This window comes from Stieleria neptunia, from assembly GCF_007754155.1.
GTDB lineage: Bacteria > Planctomycetota > Planctomycetia > Pirellulales > Pirellulaceae > Stieleria > Stieleria neptunia.
Genome location: NZ_CP037423.1, coordinates 4,892,237 through 4,915,308, shown reverse-complemented (window position 1 = coordinate 4,915,308; position 23,072 = coordinate 4,892,237). Strand labels below are relative to the sequence as shown.

17 protein-coding genes and 1 tRNA gene are annotated in these 23,072 nt (G+C 56.9%); 11 read left to right on the top strand and 7 right to left on the bottom strand.

Annotated elements, in window-relative coordinates:
• Positions 1-165: 165 nt before the first annotated feature.
• On the top strand, positions 166-1,980 hold the full coding sequence (locus Enr13x_RS17070) for an NAD-binding protein (protein WP_145388040.1): 1,815 nt from the start codon (positions 166-168) through the stop codon (positions 1,978-1,980).
• A 392-nt stretch (positions 1,981-2,372) separates the two neighbouring features.
• Here the strand turns inward: Enr13x_RS17070 and Enr13x_RS17065 are convergent, their stop codons facing one another.
• From Enr13x_RS17065 to Enr13x_RS17050, 4 genes are all read right to left on the bottom strand, one after another.
• Complete coding sequence (locus tag Enr13x_RS17065) at positions 2,373-2,822, bottom strand: Hsp20/alpha crystallin family protein (RefSeq protein WP_197456089.1); 450 nt, start codon at positions 2,820-2,822, stop codon at positions 2,373-2,375.
• 197 nt (positions 2,823-3,019) lie between these two features.
• On the bottom strand, positions 3,020-5,239 hold the full coding sequence (locus Enr13x_RS17060) for an FKBP-type peptidyl-prolyl cis-trans isomerase (RefSeq protein ID WP_145388036.1): 2,220 nt from the start codon (positions 5,237-5,239) through the stop codon (positions 3,020-3,022).
• A gap of 185 nt (positions 5,240-5,424) precedes the next feature.
• Positions 5,425-8,082 (bottom strand): Gldg family protein, encoded by a 2,658-nt coding sequence (locus tag Enr13x_RS17055; RefSeq protein ID WP_145388034.1) that lies wholly within the window; start codon positions 8,080-8,082, stop codon positions 5,425-5,427.
• Between the two features lie 65 nt (positions 8,083-8,147).
• Entirely contained in the window at positions 8,148-8,888 is a 741-nt protein-coding gene (locus Enr13x_RS17050) for an ABC transporter ATP-binding protein (protein ID WP_145388032.1), read from the bottom strand.
• An 861-nt stretch (positions 8,889-9,749) separates the two neighbouring features.
• Between Enr13x_RS17050 and Enr13x_RS17045 the strand changes: the two genes are divergently transcribed.
• The gene (locus Enr13x_RS17045; protein ID WP_145388030.1) at positions 9,750-9,998 is read left to right on the top strand and encodes a hypothetical protein; all 249 of its coding nucleotides are present in this window, start codon (positions 9,750-9,752) and stop codon (positions 9,996-9,998) included.
• Positions 9,999-10,091: 93 nt separating this feature from the next.
• Here Enr13x_RS17045 and Enr13x_RS17040 read toward each other — a convergent pair whose 3' ends face one another.
• A complete protein-coding gene (locus Enr13x_RS17040) occupies positions 10,092-11,456 on the bottom strand; it encodes a sigma-54-dependent transcriptional regulator (protein ID WP_145388029.1) in 1,365 nt (454 codons plus the stop codon).
• A 303-nt stretch (positions 11,457-11,759) separates the two neighbouring features.
• Here Enr13x_RS17040 and Enr13x_RS17035 point away from each other — a divergent pair, with 303 nt between their 5' ends.
• Together Enr13x_RS17035 and cas3 are read left to right on the top strand one after the other, a co-directional pair.
• A complete protein-coding gene (locus tag Enr13x_RS17035) occupies positions 11,760-12,263 on the top strand; it encodes a hypothetical protein (protein WP_145388027.1) in 504 nt (167 codons plus the stop codon).
• 2,046 nt (positions 12,264-14,309) lie between these two features.
• Positions 14,310-16,667 (top strand): CRISPR-associated helicase Cas3', encoded by a 2,358-nt coding sequence (gene cas3, locus Enr13x_RS17030; RefSeq protein ID WP_145388025.1) that lies wholly within the window; start codon positions 14,310-14,312, stop codon positions 16,665-16,667.
• A 52-nt stretch (positions 16,668-16,719) separates the two neighbouring features.
• Here cas3 and Enr13x_RS39410 read toward each other — a convergent pair whose 3' ends face one another.
• The gene (locus Enr13x_RS39410; RefSeq protein ID WP_261344187.1) at positions 16,720-16,842 is read right to left on the bottom strand and encodes a hypothetical protein; all 123 of its coding nucleotides are present in this window, start codon (positions 16,840-16,842) and stop codon (positions 16,720-16,722) included.
• A gap of 114 nt (positions 16,843-16,956) precedes the next feature.
• Between Enr13x_RS39410 and Enr13x_RS17025 the strand changes: the two genes are divergently transcribed.
• The 5 genes from Enr13x_RS17025 (at position 16,957) to Enr13x_RS17005 (ending at position 21,613) form a co-directional block, all read left to right on the top strand.
• Positions 16,957-17,041: transfer RNA gene (locus Enr13x_RS17025), tRNA-Trp, on the top strand.
• A 237-nt stretch (positions 17,042-17,278) separates the two neighbouring features.
• Entirely contained in the window at positions 17,279-17,944 is a 666-nt protein-coding gene (gene cas5c / locus Enr13x_RS17020; RefSeq protein WP_145388023.1) for a type I-C CRISPR-associated protein Cas5c, read from the top strand.
• A 1-nt stretch (position 17,945) separates the two neighbouring features.
• Positions 17,946-19,802 (top strand): type I-C CRISPR-associated protein Cas8c/Csd1, encoded by a 1,857-nt coding sequence (gene cas8c, locus Enr13x_RS17015; protein ID WP_197456088.1) that lies wholly within the window; start codon positions 17,946-17,948, stop codon positions 19,800-19,802.
• A gap of 51 nt (positions 19,803-19,853) precedes the next feature.
• Positions 19,854-20,789 carry a type I-C CRISPR-associated protein Cas7/Csd2 gene (gene cas7c / locus Enr13x_RS17010; RefSeq protein WP_095738148.1) on the top strand — a complete coding sequence of 312 codons (936 nt, stop codon included), beginning with the start codon at positions 19,854-19,856 and terminating at the stop codon, positions 20,787-20,789.
• Positions 20,786-21,613: a type I-C CRISPR-associated protein Cas8c/Csd1 gene (locus Enr13x_RS17005; RefSeq protein ID WP_145388019.1), complete on the top strand. Its 828-nt coding sequence runs from the start codon at positions 20,786-20,788 to the stop codon at positions 21,611-21,613. The genes cas7c and Enr13x_RS17005 overlap by 4 nt, the downstream gene beginning before the upstream one ends.
• A 1-nt stretch (position 21,614) precedes the next feature.
• Here Enr13x_RS17005 and Enr13x_RS17000 read toward each other — a convergent pair whose 3' ends face one another.
• On the bottom strand, positions 21,615-21,854 hold the full coding sequence (locus tag Enr13x_RS17000) for a hypothetical protein (protein WP_145388017.1): 240 nt from the start codon (positions 21,852-21,854) through the stop codon (positions 21,615-21,617).
• A 145-nt stretch (positions 21,855-21,999) separates the two neighbouring features.
• Here Enr13x_RS17000 and Enr13x_RS16995 point away from each other — a divergent pair, with 145 nt between their 5' ends.
• Positions 22,000-22,365, top strand: a complete 366-nt coding sequence (locus Enr13x_RS16995; protein ID WP_231744348.1) for a hypothetical protein — start codon at positions 22,000-22,002, stop codon at positions 22,363-22,365.
• Between the two features lie 21 nt (positions 22,366-22,386).
• On the top strand, positions 22,387-23,064 hold the full coding sequence (gene cas4, locus Enr13x_RS16990; protein ID WP_145388013.1) for a CRISPR-associated protein Cas4: 678 nt from the start codon (positions 22,387-22,389) through the stop codon (positions 23,062-23,064).
• Positions 23,065-23,072: the final 8 nt, after the last annotated feature.

Sequence of the window (23,072 nt, the reverse complement as noted above, 5' to 3'; positions counted from 1 at the left end):
ATGCCGCGGTCATCTCGCGCCGCCAATGCGTCGGCGGCATGCAATACAATGGGCGTTCGGGCAATCCGTTCACATCAACCACTTCAACGGTTGTGATCCCCATGGATAGGACGTCAACACGGCTGCCAGGTGTCGGGCAAACGACCAGGCGGTCGGCGTAAACGCATGAAAGAGTCGGCACGCCACATTCTGCAGATTCTGGTTTTTGTCGCGTTGGTCCTGTCGATCGGGACCGGCGGGTATTGGATCATCGAAGACGGGATCACGGTCGGCGACGCGTTCTACATGACCGTCACGGCCATCACGCCGACCCAGTTCGACGAGAGTCATGAGTTGTCGGTCCCCGGACGGTACTTCACCGTCGCACTGGTGTTTTGCGGATTCGGCGCGGTCGTCGCCTTTGCCACACAGTTCGCTCGCTGGGTGATTCAAAGTGAATTGGAAGGTGTCGGGGTCATTACGCGAAAACAGATGCGCAGAAGGATCAGTCGAATGAGAGAGCATTACATCGTCTGCGGCTACGGAAAGATCGGGGGCGCGATTTGCAAGGAGCTGAAGGACCATCAATTACCGTTCGTCGTGATCACCGATGACGACGCCTCGATCGCGGCGGTCGAACGTGAAGGGTTCGCCTTGGTGCGCGGCAATCCGACGGCGGACGCGACGTTGAAGGAGGCGGCGATCGAACGGGCTCAAGGGGTCATCGCGGTGCTGACGGACGACTCGAACAACCTGTTCATTTCGTTGGCGGCGCGGGAATTGAACCCCAAGATTTTCATCATCGCCCGGGGCGAAGACTCCGGCGTGGAAGACCGGATTCTCAGAGCCGGAGCAGACATCGTCGTCTCCCCGATGAAACTGGGCGGTCGCCAAATCGCCGAGCTGATCAAGCAGCAATCCGATAGTTCCTCCGTCGTGACGGGCGTCTCCGATCAATCCAGCGTGTTGGGCGTGTCGTTGAAACCCCATCGCCACGACGCCCAGCAGGCCACGACCGTCGGCGGGATTTTGCACGGATCGGCGGCCGTCGGCGTCGCGGGCATTCAACGCGGTGATGGGACCTTTGACCCGACGCCGCCACCCCAGACCGCCGTCCATCAAGGCGACACCGTGATCTTGGTCACGCGTACCAGCCAAGCCGGCGATTCCTTCAACCGACCGCCGTCGGGCAAGACCATTTTGCTGGCCGATGACCACCGGGCGCTCAGGCTGTTGTTCACACGCAAGCTGGCCGCGGCCGGACATGATGTCATCCAAGCGGCCAACGGGGACGACGCCTTGGCGATGGCGCGCGCGACCACGCCGGATTTGATTGTTCTGGACGTCAACATGCCCGAGCGCGATGGGTACCAGGTCTGTCACGAACTGCGTCAATCCAAGCAGTTTGCCACCACCCCCATCATTCTGTATTCCGGCAACGATACCGCCGAATTCGCCCAACGCGGAAAAGCAGCCGGGGCCGACACCTGTGTCCGCAAGACAAGCAAAAGTTCCGAGTTGTTGGCAAGCATCGAAACGATCTTCTCCCAACGGCACGTCAATCGCCACCCGGAAAGCCCATCCGAACAACCGGACGCGCGATCCAGTCCTGCGGACCAACCCGTCGCAAGCGAGGACCCGCCGCCACACAGCCGGCCCTTTGATTTCGAAACGGCGATGGACAATGCCGGTGGCGACGAAGCATTGCTAAGCGAGTTGATCGTGGCGATGGAAGAGGAAACGCCACGGATGATGAATGAAATCCGAACCGCGGTTGCCGAGTCAGACTACAAGTCGTTGGAACGCGCCGCACACGCGCTGAAGGGATCGCTGGTGGTGTTTGGTGCCGACGCGGCCAGCGAGGCGGCCACGCAGTTAGAGATCGCCGCGCGACAACAAGACGCCGACAGCATCGAACGTTTGAATGACAATCTGCAGAAACAAGTTGCCGAAGTCACACGTGCTTTAGAGCAGCACGCCCGAACGCTCACCACCGGCTGACATTGCTGTCCGGCGTTGAGACGCTCCGCCACGCCATCAGGCGTGGCTCAGGCTGTTTTTGGTTAGCGGTAGGGCGCGAGCCCTCCGGTCTTTCACGCTGAAACCGGACGGCTCGCGGGCTGTCGATTTTGTGAGCCGCGACGCGTAAGCGGCCGGGCACTGCGACGTTGCCCGAGGCCTTTCGGCCAGCGGCTCACCATTAACGCAGCAGATCCCGACTAAAACGACAGCCCGCTCGCGCCGTTCCGCTAACACTGTGCTGTGCCCCGTGCCCGATTGGATCGATCGAGGGCAGCCGATAGCCAGACAGTCCCAGGGGCCAGCACAACAAAAAAATATCCGCAGCACACACCGTGGCGTGCTGCGGATCTGCTGCGACAGAGGTCGCGGAGCTACTTCGCGTTGATCGTGATCTTCTTGGGCATGACTTCCGGGCGTTTTTTCAGCAGCAGGTGCAACACGCCGTTTTCATAATTGGCTTCGATCGATTCGGGATCGACCGAATCGGGGATGGAAATCAAGCGGCTGAATTCGCCCCAATTGCGTTCGTCATGCAGGTACGTTCGATCTTCCGATTCCACCCGCGGTCGGTTCGCCGAAATCTTCAAACGCCCTTCATCAAAGGTCACGTCGATGTCTTCGTTCGCCAGACCGGGAAGGTCCATTTCCAAGTGGTAGTGGTCGCCTTGTTCCCAGACGGACATCGACGGCCACCAGGGTTTCGTCCTGCCGTTGCCACCGGAAGTGAAAAGTCGATCAAACAAATCGTCCATCTCGCGGCTCGCGACGCCGAGTACACTCGGGCCGAGCGAGCGAGAAAGAGTTGAGTTGAAACCGCTCATGGCTGTTGCCTCCAAATCACTCGTAAAAACCGTGAAACGAAAAGCTGACCGGCAGACTCGCGAACTCGATTTGCAAAATTGACAGTCAGCGAAACTGTTCGTCATTAAATGCAACAGGCGTGCCAAAAAAAGGCGAGGCCGCGGCGTTAACCGCGGCCTTCGAGGGAAAATGACAACGCGGGCCATCCGCGCTGCCGTCAACCAAGATCGGAATCAACCGAAACCAATTCGACTTCAAAAATCAACAACGTGTTGGGGCCGATTTTGTCGCCCGAACCACGCTCGCCGTAGGCCAGTTTCGGTGGGATGTACAGCTTCCATTTTGCTCCCGGTTTCATTTGCTGGAGCGCTTCGGTCCAACCCGGAATCACCTGGTCGACTCCAAACTCCACCGCGGTGTCACCCGATTGGTCAAACACGGTGCCGTCGATCAACGTGCCCTTGTAGCGAACCTTGACGCGACTGTCACCACTGGGCGACTCGCCTTCCCCCTCGGTCAACACCTCGTATTGCAATCCGCTTTCGGTCGTGACGACGCCGTCCTTGGATTGGTTCTCTGCGAGGAATTCATCGGCGGCGGCTTGATTGGCTGCCGCTGTTTCTTCGGTCGGCGATTGCGGTTCAGTCGCGGTCTCGAGCCCTGCCTCGGTCTCGGACTCCGACGGTGAGTCCGATTCGGGTTCTTTCACTTCTTCTTTGGCTTCGACCAGGTCGCCGCGAGAGAGCGCAAGTTTGTCGTAGTCCTCGCCCGCGATGACATAGTACCACTGAGCAAAACGCCGGTTCAACGACTCGGCTTTCTCCTTGCCCTGATCGATTTTGTCTTGATACGACTGCCATGTTTCCAGATCGGCGTTGTGGGCTTCCATCTCAGCATCGTAGGCCTCTCGCAGTTCCTTCAAGCGATCGGCTTCGGCTTGTTCGTCGGAGGCTTCGCCGTCGTCGGATGCTTCGCTGCCTTCCGACGTTTCGGACTCGCTCGATGTGGCTTCACCGGTTTCCGCATCCGCCGCGCTCAGTTCCTCCGGCCTTTCCGGCTTGGTCGGTTTCTCGGGGGCTTCACCGAGGAACTGCCGGTCGAAGTTGACCGTGACGAACACGTATCGGCCGGGTTTTCCAGAGTCGCTGCTTTCGTTTTCGTCGCTGCTTTCGTTTTTGTCATCGGTTGAATCGGAGTCGCCGGCATCCTCTGATGCTTGGTCGGGATTGTTTGCGAATCCCAATTCGAGTTCTTCCTGGCTGCCGGTGAACACGCGGCCGAAGTACAGGTTGTACACCAGCCCATCGTTGGTCGCCGACGCCAGTTCACCTTCGCGTGAGATCAGCTTCAGCGTGTCGGAATTGTCTTGGTCCGGCTGCAGCAAAAAGCCTCGCGAGAGCAAATCGGATTGCAAGCGGTCGACATCACGTTGCGAACCGAGGGCGTCGCGGTCGAGTCGTAGATCGGGCGTCAACCCGGTTTGCTTGGGCCGGACGCCGACGATGTCTAGATTCGCGATGGCGTTGACGGTGTCTGCAATCGCATCCTTTTTGACTTGCTCGGTTGCATCGTCGATGCCGTCCATCTTCCAGTCGTCGAGTGACGTTTCCCGACGAAGCGTCGTGACTTCACGTTGCGTCACCGTCCCTTTTAGCTCATCAAATTGATAATCGTTCAGTGAAACGTTGACGACGTCGGTTTGGTTGATGTCAAACAGATCGGTGTTGATCCAATCGCTGAAACGCGTCGACAGGTCAATGTTGAGCGTCGCCACGTACACTTCGTCTTCGTCGGGGTGCCGGACGTAGTACTGGTCAAATTCATCTTCGACCTGTTTGCCGATGATGTAATCGGCCAGCACCGAATCGTCTTCGCCACGCAGGGTGAGCCGTTTTCCGACCCCTTCCACTTGGCCAACCTCCAAGGTGTCCGTCTTTGGATCGACGACTCCATAGCGGGCATGGTCGGCTTGCCATCGGGTCACCATCGCCCCTCGCTTGATCCCGATCACGCTGCTGGCGGTTCGGGCCAATTGGTCTTCCGCATCGGCGGGATAGTTGTGGTGCGATGGGATCACCCACTGACCGTTTGCGGTTCGCTGCACACTGAACTGTTTGGCTTCGACTTGGTCGGGATCGATGACCGCCACGTTCAGCGCCGAGGCCAGGGTGGGGTCACGGAATTCGGGAAAGAATTCTTTGCCGACCTTGCCATACTCGGCGATCACCGCCGGCCGAGTCGCCAATTCGATCATGCCGGTGATCAGCAGACAGAGGATTGCGGCGGCGGCGTAGAGAACCGTTCGACGCGTTTCGTCAGCCAGCCCCAGCCAGCGATTTTTGACGGCCGCGGTGGTGGCTTCGATGGTTTCCTTGGTTTGACCGCCGGACCGACTGTCGGCGTTGGGTTGCGTCTGGTCTTGGGTTACTGTGGACATGGGAATTCGTCAGTGTTGTTTTCCGGTGGTTGGGGTGGATGGGGTGTTGGTGGGTGGAACGCAAGCTGCAAGCTTTGGATCGAACGGAAAATAGGTGTCGGATCCTGCGAGTGGGATAGGCTTCCAGCCTGTCATTCCAGCGTCGACAGGCTGGAAGCCTATCCCACTTATTTTCCGTGCGTTGCTTAGGCCACGGGTTTGCGGCGGCGTGAGTCGATGACCGTCGACTTTTCATCGCGGACTCGTTGGGCAAAGACGAACGCGCCGAGGGCAAACGCCGGGATCGCGGGCAGACAAACGGACCAGAATCGGATTTTTGATTCCAGCGACTTGATCTGACGATTGGTGGTGGCGCGAATCTTGCGAATTTCGTCGTTCTTCTTCTGTTCGATTTGAGCTTCGGCCAGCGACAACCGCTTTTGCTCGGCCTCTTGAGCTTGTTTGAGCATTTGCGCTTTGGCGATCGGGTCCAGATCACTGTTCTCTTGGATTTCTTGGACGCGTTTGCCCAGTTGCTCTCGGCGTTGCTCCAATTCCTCTTCGGCCTGCTGGTCCGCTTCCCGTTCGGCCTGGTTTGCCGCTTCAAGGAAGTGGCGTTTCTGTTGCTCGACGCGAACCAGCGTTCGATGGGCGGGGCGTCGACTGCGGAGTTCGATGAAGGAGTCGTCGCCGACCAGTGAATCGACGGCGTTTAGCACAAAGGTGACGTTGTCAAAGCTGGTGCTCAGGTTTCCGAGATTGCGCTCCTCGAAGAAAAAATCGGAGATCATGTCGACGTCGGCGACGAAGATGGCGTTGACCTTGTGATCGTCCGAATCGCCGGTCACGCGAGCGGCCAGGGTGTGGGCCGCGCTGTCGATCACGCGGAACGGATTACGTCGCGGGTTGGCCGTTCCCTGCATCGAAAAGAAATTGAACCCTCCTTCATCGACAAATTCTTCCCACTCGAGGACGCCTGATTGTCGACTGCTGGTCAGCAACGGCTGGAAATCAAACTCCCCGCCGCGCTTTTCCACTTCGCCGGGATACAACGCAATCAGTTCTTGCAGCCCCTTGGTGATCTGGTCGTTCCGATTGAACGATTCGACGTCGTTGCCGCTGTTGGTCACGAAGACGTATTCGGGGGGAAGCATCGCGAACTCGGGGTGCGGATTGTTGAAATCAAACACACAGGCGTCGTACTGCCAATCGATCCCCAAGGATTCCAGCAAACGTGTTGCCCGGCCGCCATCGGCCTTTTGTTCTGGCGGTGGACCCCCTTGCCCCATGAACCCCGAATGGCCGGATCGTTTGAGTTGACGCGGGGCACCGGTCACGCCAAACCCGTTGCTGCCCAAGGACAGCGGGAAGGGATCGTCGAACACCAGCAGTGGATGACCGGTTTTGGCGTAGGTCACCAGATGGTCCATTTCTTCGCTGGTCAGTGACGACGGCATGACCGCCAACAGCACATCGAAGGATTCGGCATCGATTTCGGTCGATGGCGACACCGACTGGACGTTGTATTGCTTTTTCAACTCACGCACGATTTGCCAGTCGCGGGTGCCTTCCATCAGGTTCGCGTCGGTCCGCAGCACGCCGACGGTGTGGCGTTTCTCGTTGGCGACGGTCTGGATCGATCGTGTCAGTTCGTATTCGATCGGCAGGCCTTTGCCGAAAAACGGCACGACGACTTTGTCAAAGCTGCTGATCACGACCGCACCCAGGTACACGTCGGCCTCGCTGCGTCGACCGTCGACTTCGGTCATCACCTGGACCGGCTCGATCCCAAAATGTTCGGCTTCGTCGGCCTGTTGGCTAAACGGTTGGACATCGACATAGCGGACTTCCAGGCTTTTTCCGCCCAGTTCGTCGAACTGACGCAGCAGCCCGATCAGTCGTTTGCGTGTTTCGACGTATTCCCGCGGCACATCAGGGCTAAGGAAGGCCTGGATTTCGATCGGTCGTTCCGAATCGAGTTGGTCGAGGATGTCGTGCGTTGCGTCGGAGAGGCTGAAGAGACGCTCGCCGGTGGCGTCCACGCGCAACATGCTGTATCCCGCCCAGGTCGTCACGCAGGACAAAACGACGGCGACACTGATCGCCCGCACTGCATATTGATAACCGATCGCCGGTTCGCGACGTGTTTGCCAGTGACGGCGTGTCATCAAGGTGTGGTTCAGGTACAGCATCACCACGGTGAAAGCGACAAAGTACAGCAAAGCCGTCAGCGGGATCACACCCATGCCGAAGTCGCGGAACTGTTCTTGCAAGCTGAAACGTTCCAGCCAATCACCCAGACCCAGCATGCCGCCGATCTGTCCGACGAACACCGGGATCGCACAGATGACGATTCCCAACACGAAGGCGACGGTCATGTTGGCCGTCAACATCGACGCCAGCATGCCCGCGCTCAGCATCGCCGCGCCGGCCAACCAATACCCGAAGTACGTGGTCGCGATCAGGCCCCAGTCGGGATTGCCCAGAAACGTCAACACGAAAACATGGGCCATCGAGAACAACAGTGCGACGCTGTAGACCGCGACGACCGACAGGTATTTGCCGAGCAGGATTTCGATTTCAGTCGCCGGAAGCGTGAACAAGAGCTCGTCCGTCCCGGATTTGCGTTCATCCGCCCAGACGCTCATCGTGACCGCCGGCACAAAGAATAACAGCAACAACGGGTACCACGCGGTCAGTTGATCGAGGTTGGGTTCGTTGCCGGTGAAGAACCGTGCGTTGAACGCCAGGGCGCCGCCGAGCACCACAAACACGACGATGAACAGGTATCCCAGGACGCCCGAAAAGTAGCTCGCAAAATTGCGTTGAAAGACGGCCCGGATCACTTGTGGACGGATTTGCATGGTGGGGTCTCTGAAAGTCGAAATTGGATGGATGTTGGTGCGTCGCTGCTGGAAGCGACGGCTTGCTACGCGGCGACGGTCAGCTCTCGGAATTTCTGTTCCATCGCATCACTCTGTTGGCCGAGTTCGTCGGTCGGTCCATCGAACACCAATCGCCCCTCGTTGATCATCACGACGCGACTGCACACCGCGTGGACTTCTTGCAAGATGTGCGTGGACAGCAACACGGTTTTGGTTTCACCTAACGTGGTGATCAATTCACGGACGCCGTGGACCTGGTTGGGATCCAGTCCGCTGGTCGGTTCATCTAAAATCAGCACGTCGGGGTCGTGCAGCAACGCTTGAGCCATGCCGACCCGTTGGCGATAGCCACGCGAGAGTTTTCCGATCGCTTTGCCCCAGACATCGCCGAGCGAACATTGCTCGCGGACCCACTCCAGGCGTGCCTGCAGCCGGTCCCCGGACAACATGCGGGCTTGGCCGACGTAGTTCAGGAACGCGTGGGGTGTCATTTCGGAATAGAGCGGGCCATTTTCGGGAAGGTAACCCAGACGCTGGGCCGCGTTGATCCGATCACGGTGCACGTCGTGTCCGGCGATCTTGGCGGTGCCGGCGTTGGGCGACAGATAGCCCGTCAGCATTTTCATCGTGGTCGATTTGCCAGCCCCGTTGGGTCCCAGAAAGGCACACACTTGTCCGACCGGGACGTTCAACGAGATCGCTTCGGCCGCGGCAAAGTCGCCATAGTATTTGCACAAACCATCGGCTTCGATCATCCATGGGGTGTCGGTCGGAGCTTCGGCCATCGAGTTGTTTCCTTGTTGCGTGGGGAGAGGCGGTCGGGAGCAGTCATGCGGTGTGGATCGCATGGCAACCTTCGTGCCAATCGTGCAATTTGGACAGCGCACGAGAAAATTGACGTTCGACCGCAGCGGAGCATCGCACCGTTGGGTGACAAACTGTCGTGATCCAGGACAACTTGACGTGCCGCAGCTGGATCCAGTGCAACCCCACAATTTGTTAGCGGCAGGGCGCAAGCCCTCCGGTGTTCGGGACAACCCCGCAATTTGTTAGCGGCAGGGCGCAAGCGGGCTGTCGATTTTGTGAGCCGCGACGCGTAAGCGGCCGGGCACTGCGACGCTGCCCGAGGCCTTACGGCCAGCGGCTCACCATTGACTCAGCAGTTCCCGACGAAATCGACAGCCCGCAAGCCCTCCGGTGTTCGCGACGCCGATTCTATTGCTGCAGGATTTGGCAACCGATTTAGATTCTCTCCCGCTGGGAGAGACGGCGTTTGCGCAGCAAGCAAACGCCAGAGAGGGCCGGCGGCTCGCGAAAGACTTGACGACGTCCGCTACGATCAACTCCGCCACTGGAGCGACGGACGCCGCGTGGCCCTTGCTAAGGACAGTCGGAAGAATCAGTGGGATAGGCTTCCAGCCTGTCATGGCGAAAACGACAGGCTGGAAGCCTATCCCACTATCAATCTCCGCCACTTATTCTTGCGACGGTCCTGACGCGTGCGGGCTTCAATCGCCCGCCCGCTCACTCCGCTCCGCCGACTGCATGAGTCCCCGACGTCGATGGCACGCCTCTTGCATGTTCGACACCACCGACGTCTTCGACTCTCACCCATCCGCATCTTGCCAGTTGGAGGAGAATCAATCGTGAATGGTTTGCCTGGAATCTTGGAACTGGTGGGCATCGATCCGTCGCGCTATGACGAATTGGACGTTGCCCGTTGCGTGGCCCGACTCGGCGGATCCATGATCGGACGACAGATTGTGTTTCGTGATCCGTCGCGGCGAGAGGCGGCGATCGATGTATTGTTCCAAAAATTTGGCGCGCACGCGTTCGCTTGGGGTGACGCGTTGTGCCACCGGTCCCCACAGCCCTTGGAGGTTTCCCATGCCTGAAATGCCCGAGAATCTACTTTCCCTGACGCTGCTGGCCGCCGGCGCGATCGCTTCGCTGGCACTGGTTGCCCTGGTGACCTACATGGCGTTTTTTCAGAAGCCTTGACGTTCCATGTCGAACTCCTTCAGCTTGCGCTGCAGCGTGCGGACGCTGATGCCCAACAGTTCGGCGGTCTTGGATCGGTGTCCGCCGGTGTGTTCCAGCGTTCGGCGGATCGCTTCGCGTTCGATTTCGGCGAGGGTCATGCCGGGGTGGATGATCGCTTGAGCGGACTCGGCAGCGAGGATGTGTGGCGGCAGGTGTTGTTCCTCGATGATTTCGTCCAGCGTCAACACAATGATGCCTTCGAGCGTGTTCCTCAATTCGCGGACATTGCCGGGCCATTTGTAGGCCTTCATCGCTTCCAGCGCCGCGCTGGAGATGTCTTTGACCGGGCGCTCGTTTTCGGCGGAGATTTGGTCGATGAAGTGACGGATCAACAACGGGATATCGTCTTTGCGTTCCCTCAGCGGCGGCAGGGTCAGTTCGACGACTTTCAACCGAAAGTACAGGTCTTCGCGGAATTCTTTGTTCTGGACCTGTTGCAGCAATTCGCGATTGGTCGCGGCCACCAGACGGACATCGACCTCGATCTCCTGGGAGCCGCCGATCGGCATCACCGTCCGGTTTTCCAACGCTCGCAATAACTTTGCTTGCAGCGACAGATCCAGTTCACCGATCTCGTCGACGAACAGCGTGCCGCCGACAGCGGTTTCGAACAGGCCCTTGCGGTCGGCGGTGGCGCCGGTGAAGGCACCTTTTTTGTGACCGAACAGTTCACTCTCGACCAGCGATTCGGGCAGCGCGGCACAGTTGACGGGGATCAACGGCTTGGCCGCGCGGCGGCTGAGTCGGTGGATCGAGCGGGCGACCAGTTCCTTGCCGGTGCCGCTTTCTCCCGTGATCAACACGGTGCTTTTCGTGTCCGCGACCAGTCGAATTTTTTCGAACAGGGCGCGGATCGCGGCGCTGGTGCCGATCATGTTGTCCAGGCCCCGTTGCTGGGTCAGTTGGGACTGCAGCTGCGCGATCTGTTCGGCCATCGCGCGGCGCCGCAGCGACGATTCGATCCGCTCGGTCAGCTCATCTAAATTCACGGGTTTGGGCAGGAAATCGTCGGCGCCCGCTTTGAGTGCCGCGACGGCTGTGTCGACGCTTTCGACCCCGGAGACGACGATGACGATGGCGTGGGGGGCTTTTTTCTTGGCGACGTCCAACAGTTCCAGTCCGCCGGTGTGGGGCATCTTCAGGTCGGTGAGGATCACCGCCACACCCTCTTCGATCCTCTCGATCGCCGACTCGCCGTCGGCAACCGTCACCGGGTTGTAGCCCCGCCGCCGGAGCCATTGGGCGGTCGACGCACGGCTGTCCGCGTCGTCATCGACGATCAAGATTTTCCAGGCTCGTTGTTCGTTCATTTTGGGGGCGGGGTCCTCGGGTAGGTCACAGACGCTGTCCGGTAGGGCGTGCTACGTCGTCGCGGGGTCTCAAGTTCGCCGGACATTTTGTCATGTCGGCGGTTGCAGATGAAGTCAAGTTGACGTGATTGGGCGGCGCGCGACGGGCCGTTCCGCGATCGGACGGGGTGCAGTACGCGGTGCGTCGTTCGGCACAGAACTTGCGTGACCGAAACGAAAGAAATCGCTCCGTGGCAATGCAGCGTTCGATGCGTCCACTTTGCCCACAACCCCACTTCGTCACCAGCCAATCCGCACAGTTCCATGTCCAAATCAAACGGGACACAACGACCGATCCGTGATCGAATGCCGCAGTTGCAGGACGCATCGCTGGAGGAAGGGCGGAGCGAGCGTGTCCGGATTTTGATGGCCAGCCACCGCACCGAAGCCTGCCTGACCGCACCGGCCCCCGGACGGGAGCACGTGTGGAAGGACGGCGTGTATCAAGCGCTCAGCCTGCTGCGTGCATCGCTCGGCGAAGCGAGTCAGCGGGGAGAATCGGCCGGCGGCTTGATTGCGGAATTAAAAACGGCGGGCGGAAAGTACTATCACCGGGTCGACCGACTGCAACAGGAGTTTGATGAAATGATCCGGCGGTGCGATGCCACGATCGAACACCTGCGATCGCAAGGCGACGGCGAATCGATCGACTACGCCGACATCCGCCAACGCGTCACCTGGCTGCTGACCTCCTTGAAACACCATCAAGCCAGAGAGGCGGATCTTGTCTACGAGGCGCACGGATTGGACATCGGTCTAGGCGACTAGCATCCCAGGCGAGGCGTCGTGGATCGCGAGGGAACGTTGAATCCATGACTGCAGCTTTTGGCTACCAAATCGTTTCTCTCCCTCTGGGAGAGACGGCGTTTGCGCAGCAAGCAAACGGCAGAGAGGGCCGGCGCCGCGTAAGTCTTGGCGTTTTCCGCTACGATCAACTCCGCCACTCCTACAACCGACATCCCGAAGGGATCCCAGTGGCAGGTCATGGGTACTGACCACGACGTGGAGCATTTGGCCGCGAAAGAGCACAAAGAGCGCAAAAGGATCGATGGGCGGTTCGATTGCTTCTCTGCGCGACCTTTTGCGTTCTTTGCGCTCTATCGTGGCAATCTCTCATTTCCCAGCTACCGTTTGGCTGGTCGTGGGGAATGGCCACGACATGGAACGTTTGGCCGCGAAAGAGCACAAAGGACGCAAAAGGATCGATGGGCGGTTCGATTGCTTCTCTGCGCGACCTTTTGCGTTCTTTGCGCACTATCGTGGCAATCTCTCATTTCCCAGCTACCGTTTGGCAGGTCGTGGGGAATGGCCACGACATGGAACGTTTGGCCGCGAAAGAGCACAAAGGACGCAAAAGGATCGATGGGCGGTTCTATTCCTTACTCCGCGCGACCTTTTGCGTTCTTTGTGCTCTATCGTGGCAATCTCTCGATACCCAGCTACCGTTTGGCAGGTCGTGGGGAATGGCCACGACGTGGATCGTTTGGCCGCGAAAGAGCACAAAGAGCGCAAAAGGGAAGAACGGTGCTTGGGGCTAGCAGGAGTCAGGCCTGTTGGTTGGGTGATCGGGCGGATCAATCCATGCGACAAACGCCTCGGGCAGAAGGCTGGCGGTGGGGATCGCGAAGGCGACGGCATGGCAAACGTGATTCTGATCCCAGCCTCTTGTCTCGTTGCCCGATCGCCCGTTCGGCGAATGGGGGTGGACGCGTCAATCAGGGGTTGTCCGAGATTGAATTGGAAGCGGTGTGTCATCGGGATCGGTCGAAACGCGGGGGCGTTTCACGCCCGGCAATCAAGAACAAGAGGCCAGACACCTGGTCTGCCTCCAGGCCGCAAACCTCTCCTCGACCCCGCCGGGTTCGCAGCGAAGCTTGCATCGGGCAGGACGTTGTTTTTTTGCTGCAGAATTTGGCAACCCAATCGTTTCTCTCCCTCTGGGAGAGACGGCGTTTGCGCAGCAAGCAAACGCCAGAGAGGGCCGGCGCCGCGCGAGTCTTGGTAGCTTCCGCTACAATCAACTCCGCCACCTCTACAATCGACATCCCGACGGGATCCCAGCGATTAGCCGGAGGTCAGCGCAGCGCCACCTCCGGAACGCGCCCCCAAGTCCTCTCCTCGACCCCGGACGGGGGTCGCAGCGAACCTTGCATCGCGCAGGACGTTGATTCTTTTGCTGCAGAATTTGGCAACCCAATCGTTTCTCTCCCTCTGGGAGAGACGGCGTTTGCGCAGCAAGCAAACGGCAGAGAGGGCCGGCGCCGCGCGAGTCTTGGCGCGTTCCGCTACGATCAACTCCGCCACCTGTACAACCGACATCCCAAAGGGATCCCAACGACTCGCCGGAGGTCCGCGCAGCGTCACCTCCGGAACGCTCAGCAATCCAACCGACATCCCGAAGGGATCTCAGCGATTAGCCGGAGGTCAGCGCAGCGTCACCTCCGGGATGCTCAGCAATCCAACCGATATCCCGAAGGGATCTCAGCGAGTAGCCGGAGGTCAGCGCAGCGTTACCTCCGGAACGCGCCCCCAAAATCCTCTCCTCGACCCCGGACGGGGTCGCAGCGCGTTGCAGCGTCCTCGGCCCAGAGCCATCTCGGTTGGCTTGAACGGAGTGATCGGAACGGAGCGAGCCGTCCGGTCCCCGCTCGTCTCTCCTGCGCCGATCCTCCAGCGCCGAATGTTCCGCCCATTGACGAGCACAATGACATCGCGTGCGATCGCACGACCGAAGGCAGTGTTGGCGCCTAATAAACCGAGGGCACGGTAGATCCGCGACTGCGCGGCGACCGATTTCAAAAAAAGTGGTGCGCCGTGACCAAACGTGTCACGAAGATTGTTATTCTTTTCGGGATGACTACGCCGGACCCCGCCGCTGGATCCTCCCCTGATCCACCAAGAGTTTTCTACGCCCACAGCCTCCCGGGCCGCCCACCAGAAGAGTGGGAGACGCTAGAGCAGCACATGCGGAATGTAGCTATCGGCGATGAGGTCACGCCGGGAGCAGGTGACAACGCGTCTTACTTTTGCGCACGAGAGATGGGAGAAATGGCAGGTTGGTTGCATGACCTCGGTAAAGCGTCCACTGCTTTTCAGGACCACATCAAACATACCAAAGCGGAACCCGTCGATAGTGCACTAGCGGAACAGTTTCCCGATGACAACGCAGGTGGGCAAACTGTCGATCATTCGACGGCAGGAGCCAGGGTTGCGGATTCGATGGGCGGTTTGGGGCGTTTGCTTTCCTACGCGATCGCGGGGCACCATGCAGGATTACCAGACTGGACGACGAAGGGTCGCGGAAATCTTCGGCATCGTTTAACTGAAAAATATATCGAGCCAACCGATGCAAGCGTTTTGGCGTGCGCCACTCGGTCCCGGCGACTACAGTCACCGAAAATCAAACCCAGCGAAGGGAGTGGCGCCTTTTCGGCATCAATGCTCTCACGAATGATTTTTTCATCCCTGGTGGATGCGGATTATCTGTGGACCGAGCGTTTTTACTCGGAAGGGGCTGGTGGTCGCATTTCGAAGCAGTTCGATCCCGCCGCGTTTACGGAGAAGTTAGACAAGCACTTGCGGCAGTTGCGAACAGAAGGCGCAGTGAATTCCATTCGCCGAGAAGTGTTGAGCGCCTGCAGAAACGCGGCAGAAGACCGAAAAGGATTTTTCAGCCTTCATGTTCCGACTGGTGGTGGAAAGACCTTGGCATCGATGGCGTTTGCTCTTCGTCATGCAGCGGAACACGGTTTACGTCGCGTTGTCTACGCGATTCCATTGACAACAATCATTGAACAGACATCAAACGAATTTCGGAAGATATTTGGCAATTCAGAAGTTCTCGAACATCACAGTGCAATTGATCCTGAAGACCAATTGAAATCGACTCCGGCCCAGCGATTGGCATCGGAAAATTATTCAGCACCGCTGATTGTGACCACAAACGTTCAATTGCTCGAATCACTATTCGCCGCGAAGCCATCGCGTTGTCGAAAACTGCATCACCTTGCCGGGTCGGTGATTGTTTTCGATGAAGTGCAGATGTTGCCGGTGGGTTTGCTTCATCCGACACTAGCCGTTCTGACCGAACTAGTTCGAAACTATGGCTGCTCAATCGTCTTGTGCAGTGCGACGCAGCCAGCGATTCAATTCCGTGAAAGCTTTCCGATCGGACTTAAGGCAGTTCGTCCCATTATCAGTGACCCTACAACGTTGCATCAGCGACTAAAACGCAATCGTGTGAAGATAGCGGGACGCTTGGAGAACGATGAACTGGTTCATCGGCTTGCGTCGCATCATCAAGTCTTGTGCATCGTTAACACGCGACGACATGCGGCTGACTTAGCAGCCGACCTCCCCCAAGCGATTCATCTTTCAGCAAATCTCTGCGCCGCCCATCGTGAACAGATCGTGGCCGAGATACGTCGATGCCTGAGTCAGGGGGAACAATGTCGTGTGGTTAGCACGACGGTGATGGAAGCTGGAGTGGATGTCGACTTTCCCGTGGTGTACCGGGCCGAAGCCGGCCTCGACTCGATCGCCCAGGCAGCTGGCCGTTGCAATCGAGAGGGGAAGCGTTCCAGCGGTGATGTATGGGTGTTTGAGTACGATCGCAAGACTTATCGAGCGATCGACATGGTAAGTGACGGTATCGCCATGTTTCGTCAAATTGCTGATCGCTATCGGGAGGACTTGCTTTCACCGCAAGCGATCGACCACTACTTTCGCTTGCTGTTTTGGGACCGTGGAGGCGAAGACGGAAAAGGATGGGACCACGGTCTCGGCGGGATGTCGGTGATGGAATGCTTGGACGGCGATGACCGACGGCGCCAACTCGCCTTCCAATTTGCTACAGCGGCACAGCGGTATCGGCTTATTCAATCCACCCAAACACCAATCGTCGTTCCGTATGAAAAAGGCGAGAAATTAATCAAATCGCTTTTGAGGATGCCGCCGGAGAAGCTGAGTGCGAGTTGGATCCGCGACTGGGATCGAAAATCGCAACGGTTTAGCGTGGGCATTTACGAATTCGACCATCGCAAACTCCTCGACAACACGACCGTGATGGAATGCCACGGGCGATGGGTGCTCTGTAACCCTCGTGCCTACGACCTCACGCTCGGGTTGCGTCGGGATGCAATCGGTATGTCCCCTGAGCTGTTGGTTCAATGAGTCTCATCGCGAACAGAAAAGCTCAGGGCGACGGACAAGCCGCCGCCCCGAGTCACCAAATCGAATGTTTATTCAACAAGCTGGTTTCAATCCACGCGAACCCAAAGTCCACGACGTTGCCATTGAGTGTCAGCCAAACCAATACGAGTCGCCAGTCCAAATACCAGAAACGCATGTCCTCCTTCCAGCTTGTTGATTAAAAATGTGCCTTCAGTGAAAAGCATATTGACCGAAAGGTTCAGTGACGATAAAAAATAAGAGTGCCAACAGTGGTAGCGATTGGCACTCGGCCCAGGTGGCGAAATTGGCAAACGCAGTGGTTTCCAAAACTACCGTCTCGCACGGACTTACGGGTTCGAATCCCGTTCTGGGCACGCTTATTATCGCACCGAAAAAAATCGCGTCAACAGCCAACGTAGGGCACTACTGGCTATTGCAGCTTTGGGTTTGTACGTGGCGTTTGAACGGCACGCCTATCAAATACAAAAGCTGTTTCGTGATGTCTTCGATCCCTCAAACGGTTCGAAGTGGATTCGAATTGAAAACTTCCCCAGCGCGGCCGTCATGTCGCCCGCGTGTCATGTTTCTTCGAACCCCAATGAGGTGATTCTGTGTTCGGATTTAAGATTCTGGCCAAAGGTCCGCTGGCACTCTTCAGCCGACCAGAGACCCGTGTCGAGCGTGATAGCTACGATTGCATCACTCCGTCTGCCGCGCGTGCACTCTGCGAGGGGTGCTACTGGAAGCCAGAAATTCGATGGAAGATTCGGCGTATCCATGTACTCAACCCGATTCGACGGTTAAGTCTTCGTCGAAACGAACTGTCTTCCAAGATTGCGGAGCGAACAGCCAACTCCGCGAGAGTTAACGGCGGTCCGCTTGCAACGTTCATCGAATCGGACCGGCAGCAACGAGCAGCGATGTATTTGCGTGACGTCTGCTACGGTATCGAGGCTGAATTTGAGGTGATCGGCGGATCCGACGGTCCCGGTAAGCACGCCGCAATGTTTGAGCGACGCCTGAAGAAGGGGCAATGCTTTCACCGGTACTATCTTGGAACTCGAGAATGCGAAGCTGACCTTCAATGGGTCGATGAAATCCCTGAAGGTGCTTATGCGACGATTCCTGAGCACGACTTTGGGATGATGTTGCATGACATCGACTATGAAAACTCGATGACACCTCATTTTTTCCACGCCGTGATGCGGCATGGAATCATCGAAGTGCCGGAGTTTTCACCGATTCGCCAGCAAAAATCGAATCACACGGGGGCCTGAAATGAGCATGGCTAATGCCCCCCTACCGCCGCGACATGGGATTGTGCCTTCCCTTATCGGGCTGTATCAACGATTGGCAGATGATGACAACCATACAATTGCACGTCCGGGATTTGCTAGTCAGAAGGTTCATTTTGCAATCGTCCTTCGACGCGATGGATCACTTTCGGCTTTTCGGTCAGTACAACAGCAAAATGCGCGTGGCAAGCTCGTTCCCAGGCAAATGCTGCTCTTCGACTCGGGTAGCCGCAGTGGAACCGCGATACAACCCAATTTCTTGTGGGACAACACCGGTTACGTTCTTGGAGCTGATGACAAGGGGAAGGCTAAGCGCGCTGGCATGTTGTTTGATGCGTTCAAGGCTTTCCATCGCGAAGTTGCTGAAACTACCGATGACGAAAGCTTGGCAGCGGTCGTTCGCTTCTTGGACAGCTGGCAACCCGAAGCGGCGGTTAAAATCGAAAACTGGGATTCAATCGTTGGGAAAAACCTTGTCTTTCAAATCGAAGGCGAAACTGCATATGTCCATCAATCTCCAAGACTGATTGAGTATTGGAGTCAACGCTCACAGGATACGAGTGAGCATTCGGTCACGGCGCCTTCTCTGGTCGACGGACGAGTCAAGCCAATCGCGAGACTCCATCCGCCGATCAAGGGCGTTGCTGGTGCCGGGACAACCGGTGCAGCGATTGTGAGCTTCAACCAGGTGTCTTTCGAGAGCTACGGAAAGAAGCAGAGTTTCAACTCACCGCTGAGTGAAACGGAAGCGTTTCAATACACGACCGCGCTGAACTATCTGCTGGCAGACTCATCACGTCGTGTGCAGATTGGCGATGCAACCATGTTGTTTTGGAGTGACTCTCCGAGCACCGAAGCAGAAGATTTAGCATTCGAGCTATTTGCAGAATCTCCGACACCGAAAGAACCAACATCAGATGATCTTGTTTTGATCGACCGGATCAAACACTTTCTTCAAGCGGCCCGTGATGGGACGTTGGCTGATCAGATCAGCGATGCCAATGCGGGCTTTTATGTCCTCGGGCTTTCACCGAACAAGAGTCGCCTGAGCGTGAGATTTTGGTGGAACGATTCTGTTGAGGTCTGGGCCAATCGGTTAGCCGTTCACGTGGACGATCTCAGAATTGCAGGCTTGTCTGACAATCGATTTCCCGTTGTTCGTTCGCTGGCTTCACAAACCGTTCGAGATCCAAAAGAGACGCCCCCAGAACTCGCCGGCGCGATCACACGATCGATTCTTCAGGGTGCGAAGTATCCTGATGAACTGTGGCGGAGTGTCGTCCGCCGCTGCCGCGTCGATCGAAACGTTACACCCATTCGAGCAGCAATACTGAAGGCGTGTCTCAATCGAAGCGTTCGCCTGCGACAACCCGAACGATCGACGGACACATCTGAGATTGGTGTAGCGAGGGCAGGTCAGCGGTTCGTTGATTACTCGCTCAATCAAGAAATGCCGTCGAATGCCTATCAGATTGGACGACTGCTGGGGGCATTGGATCTCGTGCATCTTGCATCAACAGACAATCGCATCAAGGAGTCCGCTGCGGCACGAATGTTATCCGTTGCTGTCGCGACTCCTGCATCAGTCATTCCGCGTCTGGTGAAACTTTACCAGTTGCATAGGACGAATTTGCCGGAGGACCCAGCCGAGGCGCGACAACGAAAAGTACGTACGCGGCGGACTTTCGAGCGAAGCGTAGCGGACATCTTTTTGCAAATTCAAAGATTTCCTTCGAATTTGTCCGATCGCGAGCAAGCACTCGCTCTGCTCGGTTTCTACCAACAACGTCAGCACTTTTTTCGTTTGCAAGAACCGGACCCTGAGGCCGGTTCAGCTTGATGAAATCAATAGACAATCTTCCCCCTATACAATCCCATTGGAGAACAGGCCATGAACAAACCATCCACACCGATCACCAATCGCTACGACATTGTTTTCTTCTTTGACATTACGGATGGGAATCCCAACGGAGACCCCGACGCGGGAAACATGCCGCGTGTTGATCCGGAGACAGGGCAGGGGCTGGTTACGGATGTATGTCTAAAACGCAAGATCCGCAACTTTGTTGGACTGCTGAAGGAGTGCCAGCCGCCCTATGAAATCTACGTGAAGGAGCGTGCTGTCCTGAACAATCAACATGCGCTTGCGTGGGAGGCCGTTGCGCCGAAGGTCGCGAAGAAAGACCGGAACCGATTGTCGTCTGCTAAGGAAAAGCAACAGGAATTGACAGAGTGGATGTGCCACAATTTTTTCGACATTCGCACTTTCGGAGCCGTGATGACCACGGACATCAATTGCGGACAAGTCCGTGGGCCAGTTCAACTGGGGATTGCCCGTAGCATTCATCCGGTGGTTCCCCAGGAATTTGCAGTGACGCGATGTGCGGTGACTACCGAAAAAGAGGCGGAAAAGCAAAAGGGCGGCAACCGCACGATGGGCCGGAAATTTACAGTCCCCTACGGATTGTATCGTGTGCACATGTATGTCAGTCCGCATCTCGCAGACAGAACCGGATTCAGCGAGGAGGATTTGGAACTGCTGAAGCAATCGCTTTCACAAATGTTTGAGATCGACCGTAGCGCGGCACGTGCAAACATGCGTCCGGTTCGGTGTATCGCGTTCAGACATGATTCAAAGCTAGGTTCGGCCCGCGCCGACGAGTTGTTTCGACGAGTCGAAGTTTCAGTCGGCGAAGGGATTCAACCAATCGGAGGTTGGGCAGAGTCAATCGAAGGCAGTCGACCGCCTCGAAACGCAAGTGACTATCAAATTGTCGTCGATGACATCGATTTGCCTTCTGGCGTCAACGTGGAGGAGTGGGTATGAACACCAAGCATGTCGGACTGAATGAATTTCATAGTTCGTCGGCCTACCACGCTGGAAGGCTGATGGCTCTTTTTCAACAGATCCAAGATCTGGATTCACCAGATTTGAATTCGACGTTTTCATCACGTTATTTTTCAGCCGCTACGGATTGTCCCGCTCGGGTGCTCCCGACTGTTTGTGACATTGCGATGAAGCGTTTGAGGCGTTTGCCCGTTCGTAAGCATCGATATGATTTGCGTGCTGCATTGATTCGCACGTACGGACAGATCGATCGCTTGCCGTCAGTGCTGACATTGAAGGGGAAGGCTGAGTTCCAGCTTGGATATTTTCACCAGTGCGGCGTGGTTGTCGGTCGTTACAAAAACGGGCGTTACAAGAGCAGCGATGGAACAATCGTGAAGAGCCTGGGCGAACGGACGATTGCTGATCTACTTTTCCAAAACGGTGTCAAATATTGCTACGAAGAACCGTTGAATGTCCCAATAAAACTGTCCGATCCCGATGGTGAAAAAAAACAAGTCGAGCCAGATTTCACTATCGAACGATTCGGTTTCCGCCTGCTGATAGAGTACACAGGACTGCTGGACGACGTTCGCTATCACAAGAATTGGCGCTGGAAGTTGAAGCGATTGACACGCGGTCTAGGTGGCAAGGAATTTCGTGACTTGGTTGCGGCAACGGGGGATACGTATCCTGTAAGTCTTACCAAATTCACCTTGCTCGATGTGACACCCGACGAATTGCAATCACAAGTTCAGGTGGACCAGCTACTGGAAAAAATTCAGACTTGGATTTCCTGGATAGATTCCAAGAATCCCCAGTAGATTACTCAGACGATGCCGATTCGAATTCAAATCGCCGGCTTTCCGCGGACGGCGGGGCTGTGACCCGAATCTCGAGTCGAGTTGCCTTTCCATCGATGATCATTTCAATTTCCCCGATCCCTTCGCCTACCGATTCTTGCTCGGCAAGTAACGCAAATCCAGGTCCCAAATGTCCCAATTCATACCGGCTTCCATTCATCTTCAGGTACAGCTCGACGTCAGCCGAAAAAGTCTTAGGCATCGAGATCATGGATCTTCCTGAGTCAATCGAATCGCGTTTGAAGACGTACACGGAACTTCGAAAATTGATCGTGGTGTCCGGCCTTGGCCAGGGCACGCAGGGTAGCGTAGTCGTCTGCTCTAATCTATCCCAGCAACACGTCGCTGTGAAATTTCACGAACGCTCGAATGCCTATTTTCGTGAACGCGATGTCTATCTGCGATTGTCAGATCTAGAAATCACCCATGTACAGGGCCTCCGTGTTCCTATTCTCGTTCATTTCGACGACGATTTACTCGCCATCGAGATGACCATCGTCAGCCCCCCGTTTTGTTTGGACTTTGGCGGGGCGTATTTGGACCGGCCGCCGGATTACACGCCTGAAGTCTGGCGGGATTGGCGGGAGCAGAAGTGCGAAGACTTTGAAGAGAATTGGCCGGTTGTCCAAGAAATCTTGGCCGAATTTGAGTCCTTCGGGATCTACATCGCCGACGTCAATCCCGGAAATATCCGTTTCCGGAACAACACCTGACCCCGCGGAGGCGCGACGCATGTGAGCTACCACGAAGACGACTTGTTGCCGATCTCGGCGCTACAGCACCTGCTGTTCTGCCCCCGCCAATGCGCGTTGATCCACGTCGAACAATTGTGGGCAGAAAACCAGTTGACGGTCGAAGGATCGCACTTGCATGAAAAGGCCGATACGCCGCAGCACGCGCTTGACAACACCGGCGCAGGCTCCGTTCGGATCGAGCGTGCCTTGCCGATCCGATCGCTCGAGCTGGGGCTGATCGGCCAAGCCGACGTCGTTGAGTTCCATCTCGATGACGCCAGACAAATTCAGCGGATCGTGCCCGTCGAATACAAGCGTGGACGACCCAAGAAAGACGACTCCGATCGCGTCCAGCTTTGTGCCCAAGCCCTCTGTTTGGAGGAAATGTGTGGCACCGAGGTTACCGAAGGTGCGCTCTTTTACGGGACCAAACGACGGCGTCAGAACGTCAGAATCGATGAAGCGCTGCGGGACACGACGCTGACGACGATCGATCGGTTGCGCACCATGATTCGCGAGCACGAGACGCCGGCGGCCGTCTTCACCAAAGCTTGCAAAAAATGTTCGCTGATCGAACTCTGCCTGCCGACGGCAACGTCCGGCGAGCGCGACGTCAGCCGATTTGTCAGCCGTCAACTAAAAGCCCACCTCCGCGCCACCGAACCCCTTTCGGATTGAGTTTCGCC

Coding starts and splice junctions, on each gene's coding strand:
- Enr13x_RS17035 (WP_145388027.1), top strand. CDS start 11,760: ATGTCCAAATCAAACGGGACACAACGACCGATCCGTGATCGAATGCCG.
- Enr13x_RS17050 (WP_145388032.1), bottom strand. CDS start 8,888: ATGGCCGAAGCTCCGACCGACACCCCATGGATGATCGAAGCCGATGGT.
- Enr13x_RS17040 (WP_145388029.1), bottom strand. CDS start 11,456: ATGAACGAACAACGAGCCTGGAAAATCTTGATCGTCGATGACGACGCG.
- Enr13x_RS17000 (WP_145388017.1), bottom strand. CDS start 21,854: ATGCCTAAGACTTTTTCGGCTGACGTCGAGCTGTACCTGAAGATGAAT.
- Enr13x_RS17005 (WP_145388019.1), top strand. CDS start 20,786: ATGAACACCAAGCATGTCGGACTGAATGAATTTCATAGTTCGTCGGCC.
- Enr13x_RS17065 (WP_197456089.1), bottom strand. CDS start 2,822: ATGAGCGGTTTCAACTCAACTCTTTCTCGCTCGCTCGGCCCGAGTGTA.
- cas7c (WP_095738148.1), top strand. CDS start 19,854: ATGAACAAACCATCCACACCGATCACCAATCGCTACGACATTGTTTTC.
- cas8c (WP_197456088.1), top strand. CDS start 17,946: ATGAGCATGGCTAATGCCCCCCTACCGCCGCGACATGGGATTGTGCCT.
- Enr13x_RS17060 (WP_145388036.1), bottom strand. CDS start 5,239: ATGTCCACAGTAACCCAAGACCAGACGCAACCCAACGCCGACAGTCGG.
- Enr13x_RS17055 (WP_145388034.1), bottom strand. CDS start 8,082: ATGCAAATCCGTCCACAAGTGATCCGGGCCGTCTTTCAACGCAATTTT.
- Enr13x_RS39410 (WP_261344187.1), bottom strand. CDS start 16,842: ATGCGTTTCTGGTATTTGGACTGGCGACTCGTATTGGTTTGGCTGACA.
- Enr13x_RS17070 (WP_145388040.1), top strand. CDS start 166: ATGAAAGAGTCGGCACGCCACATTCTGCAGATTCTGGTTTTTGTCGCG.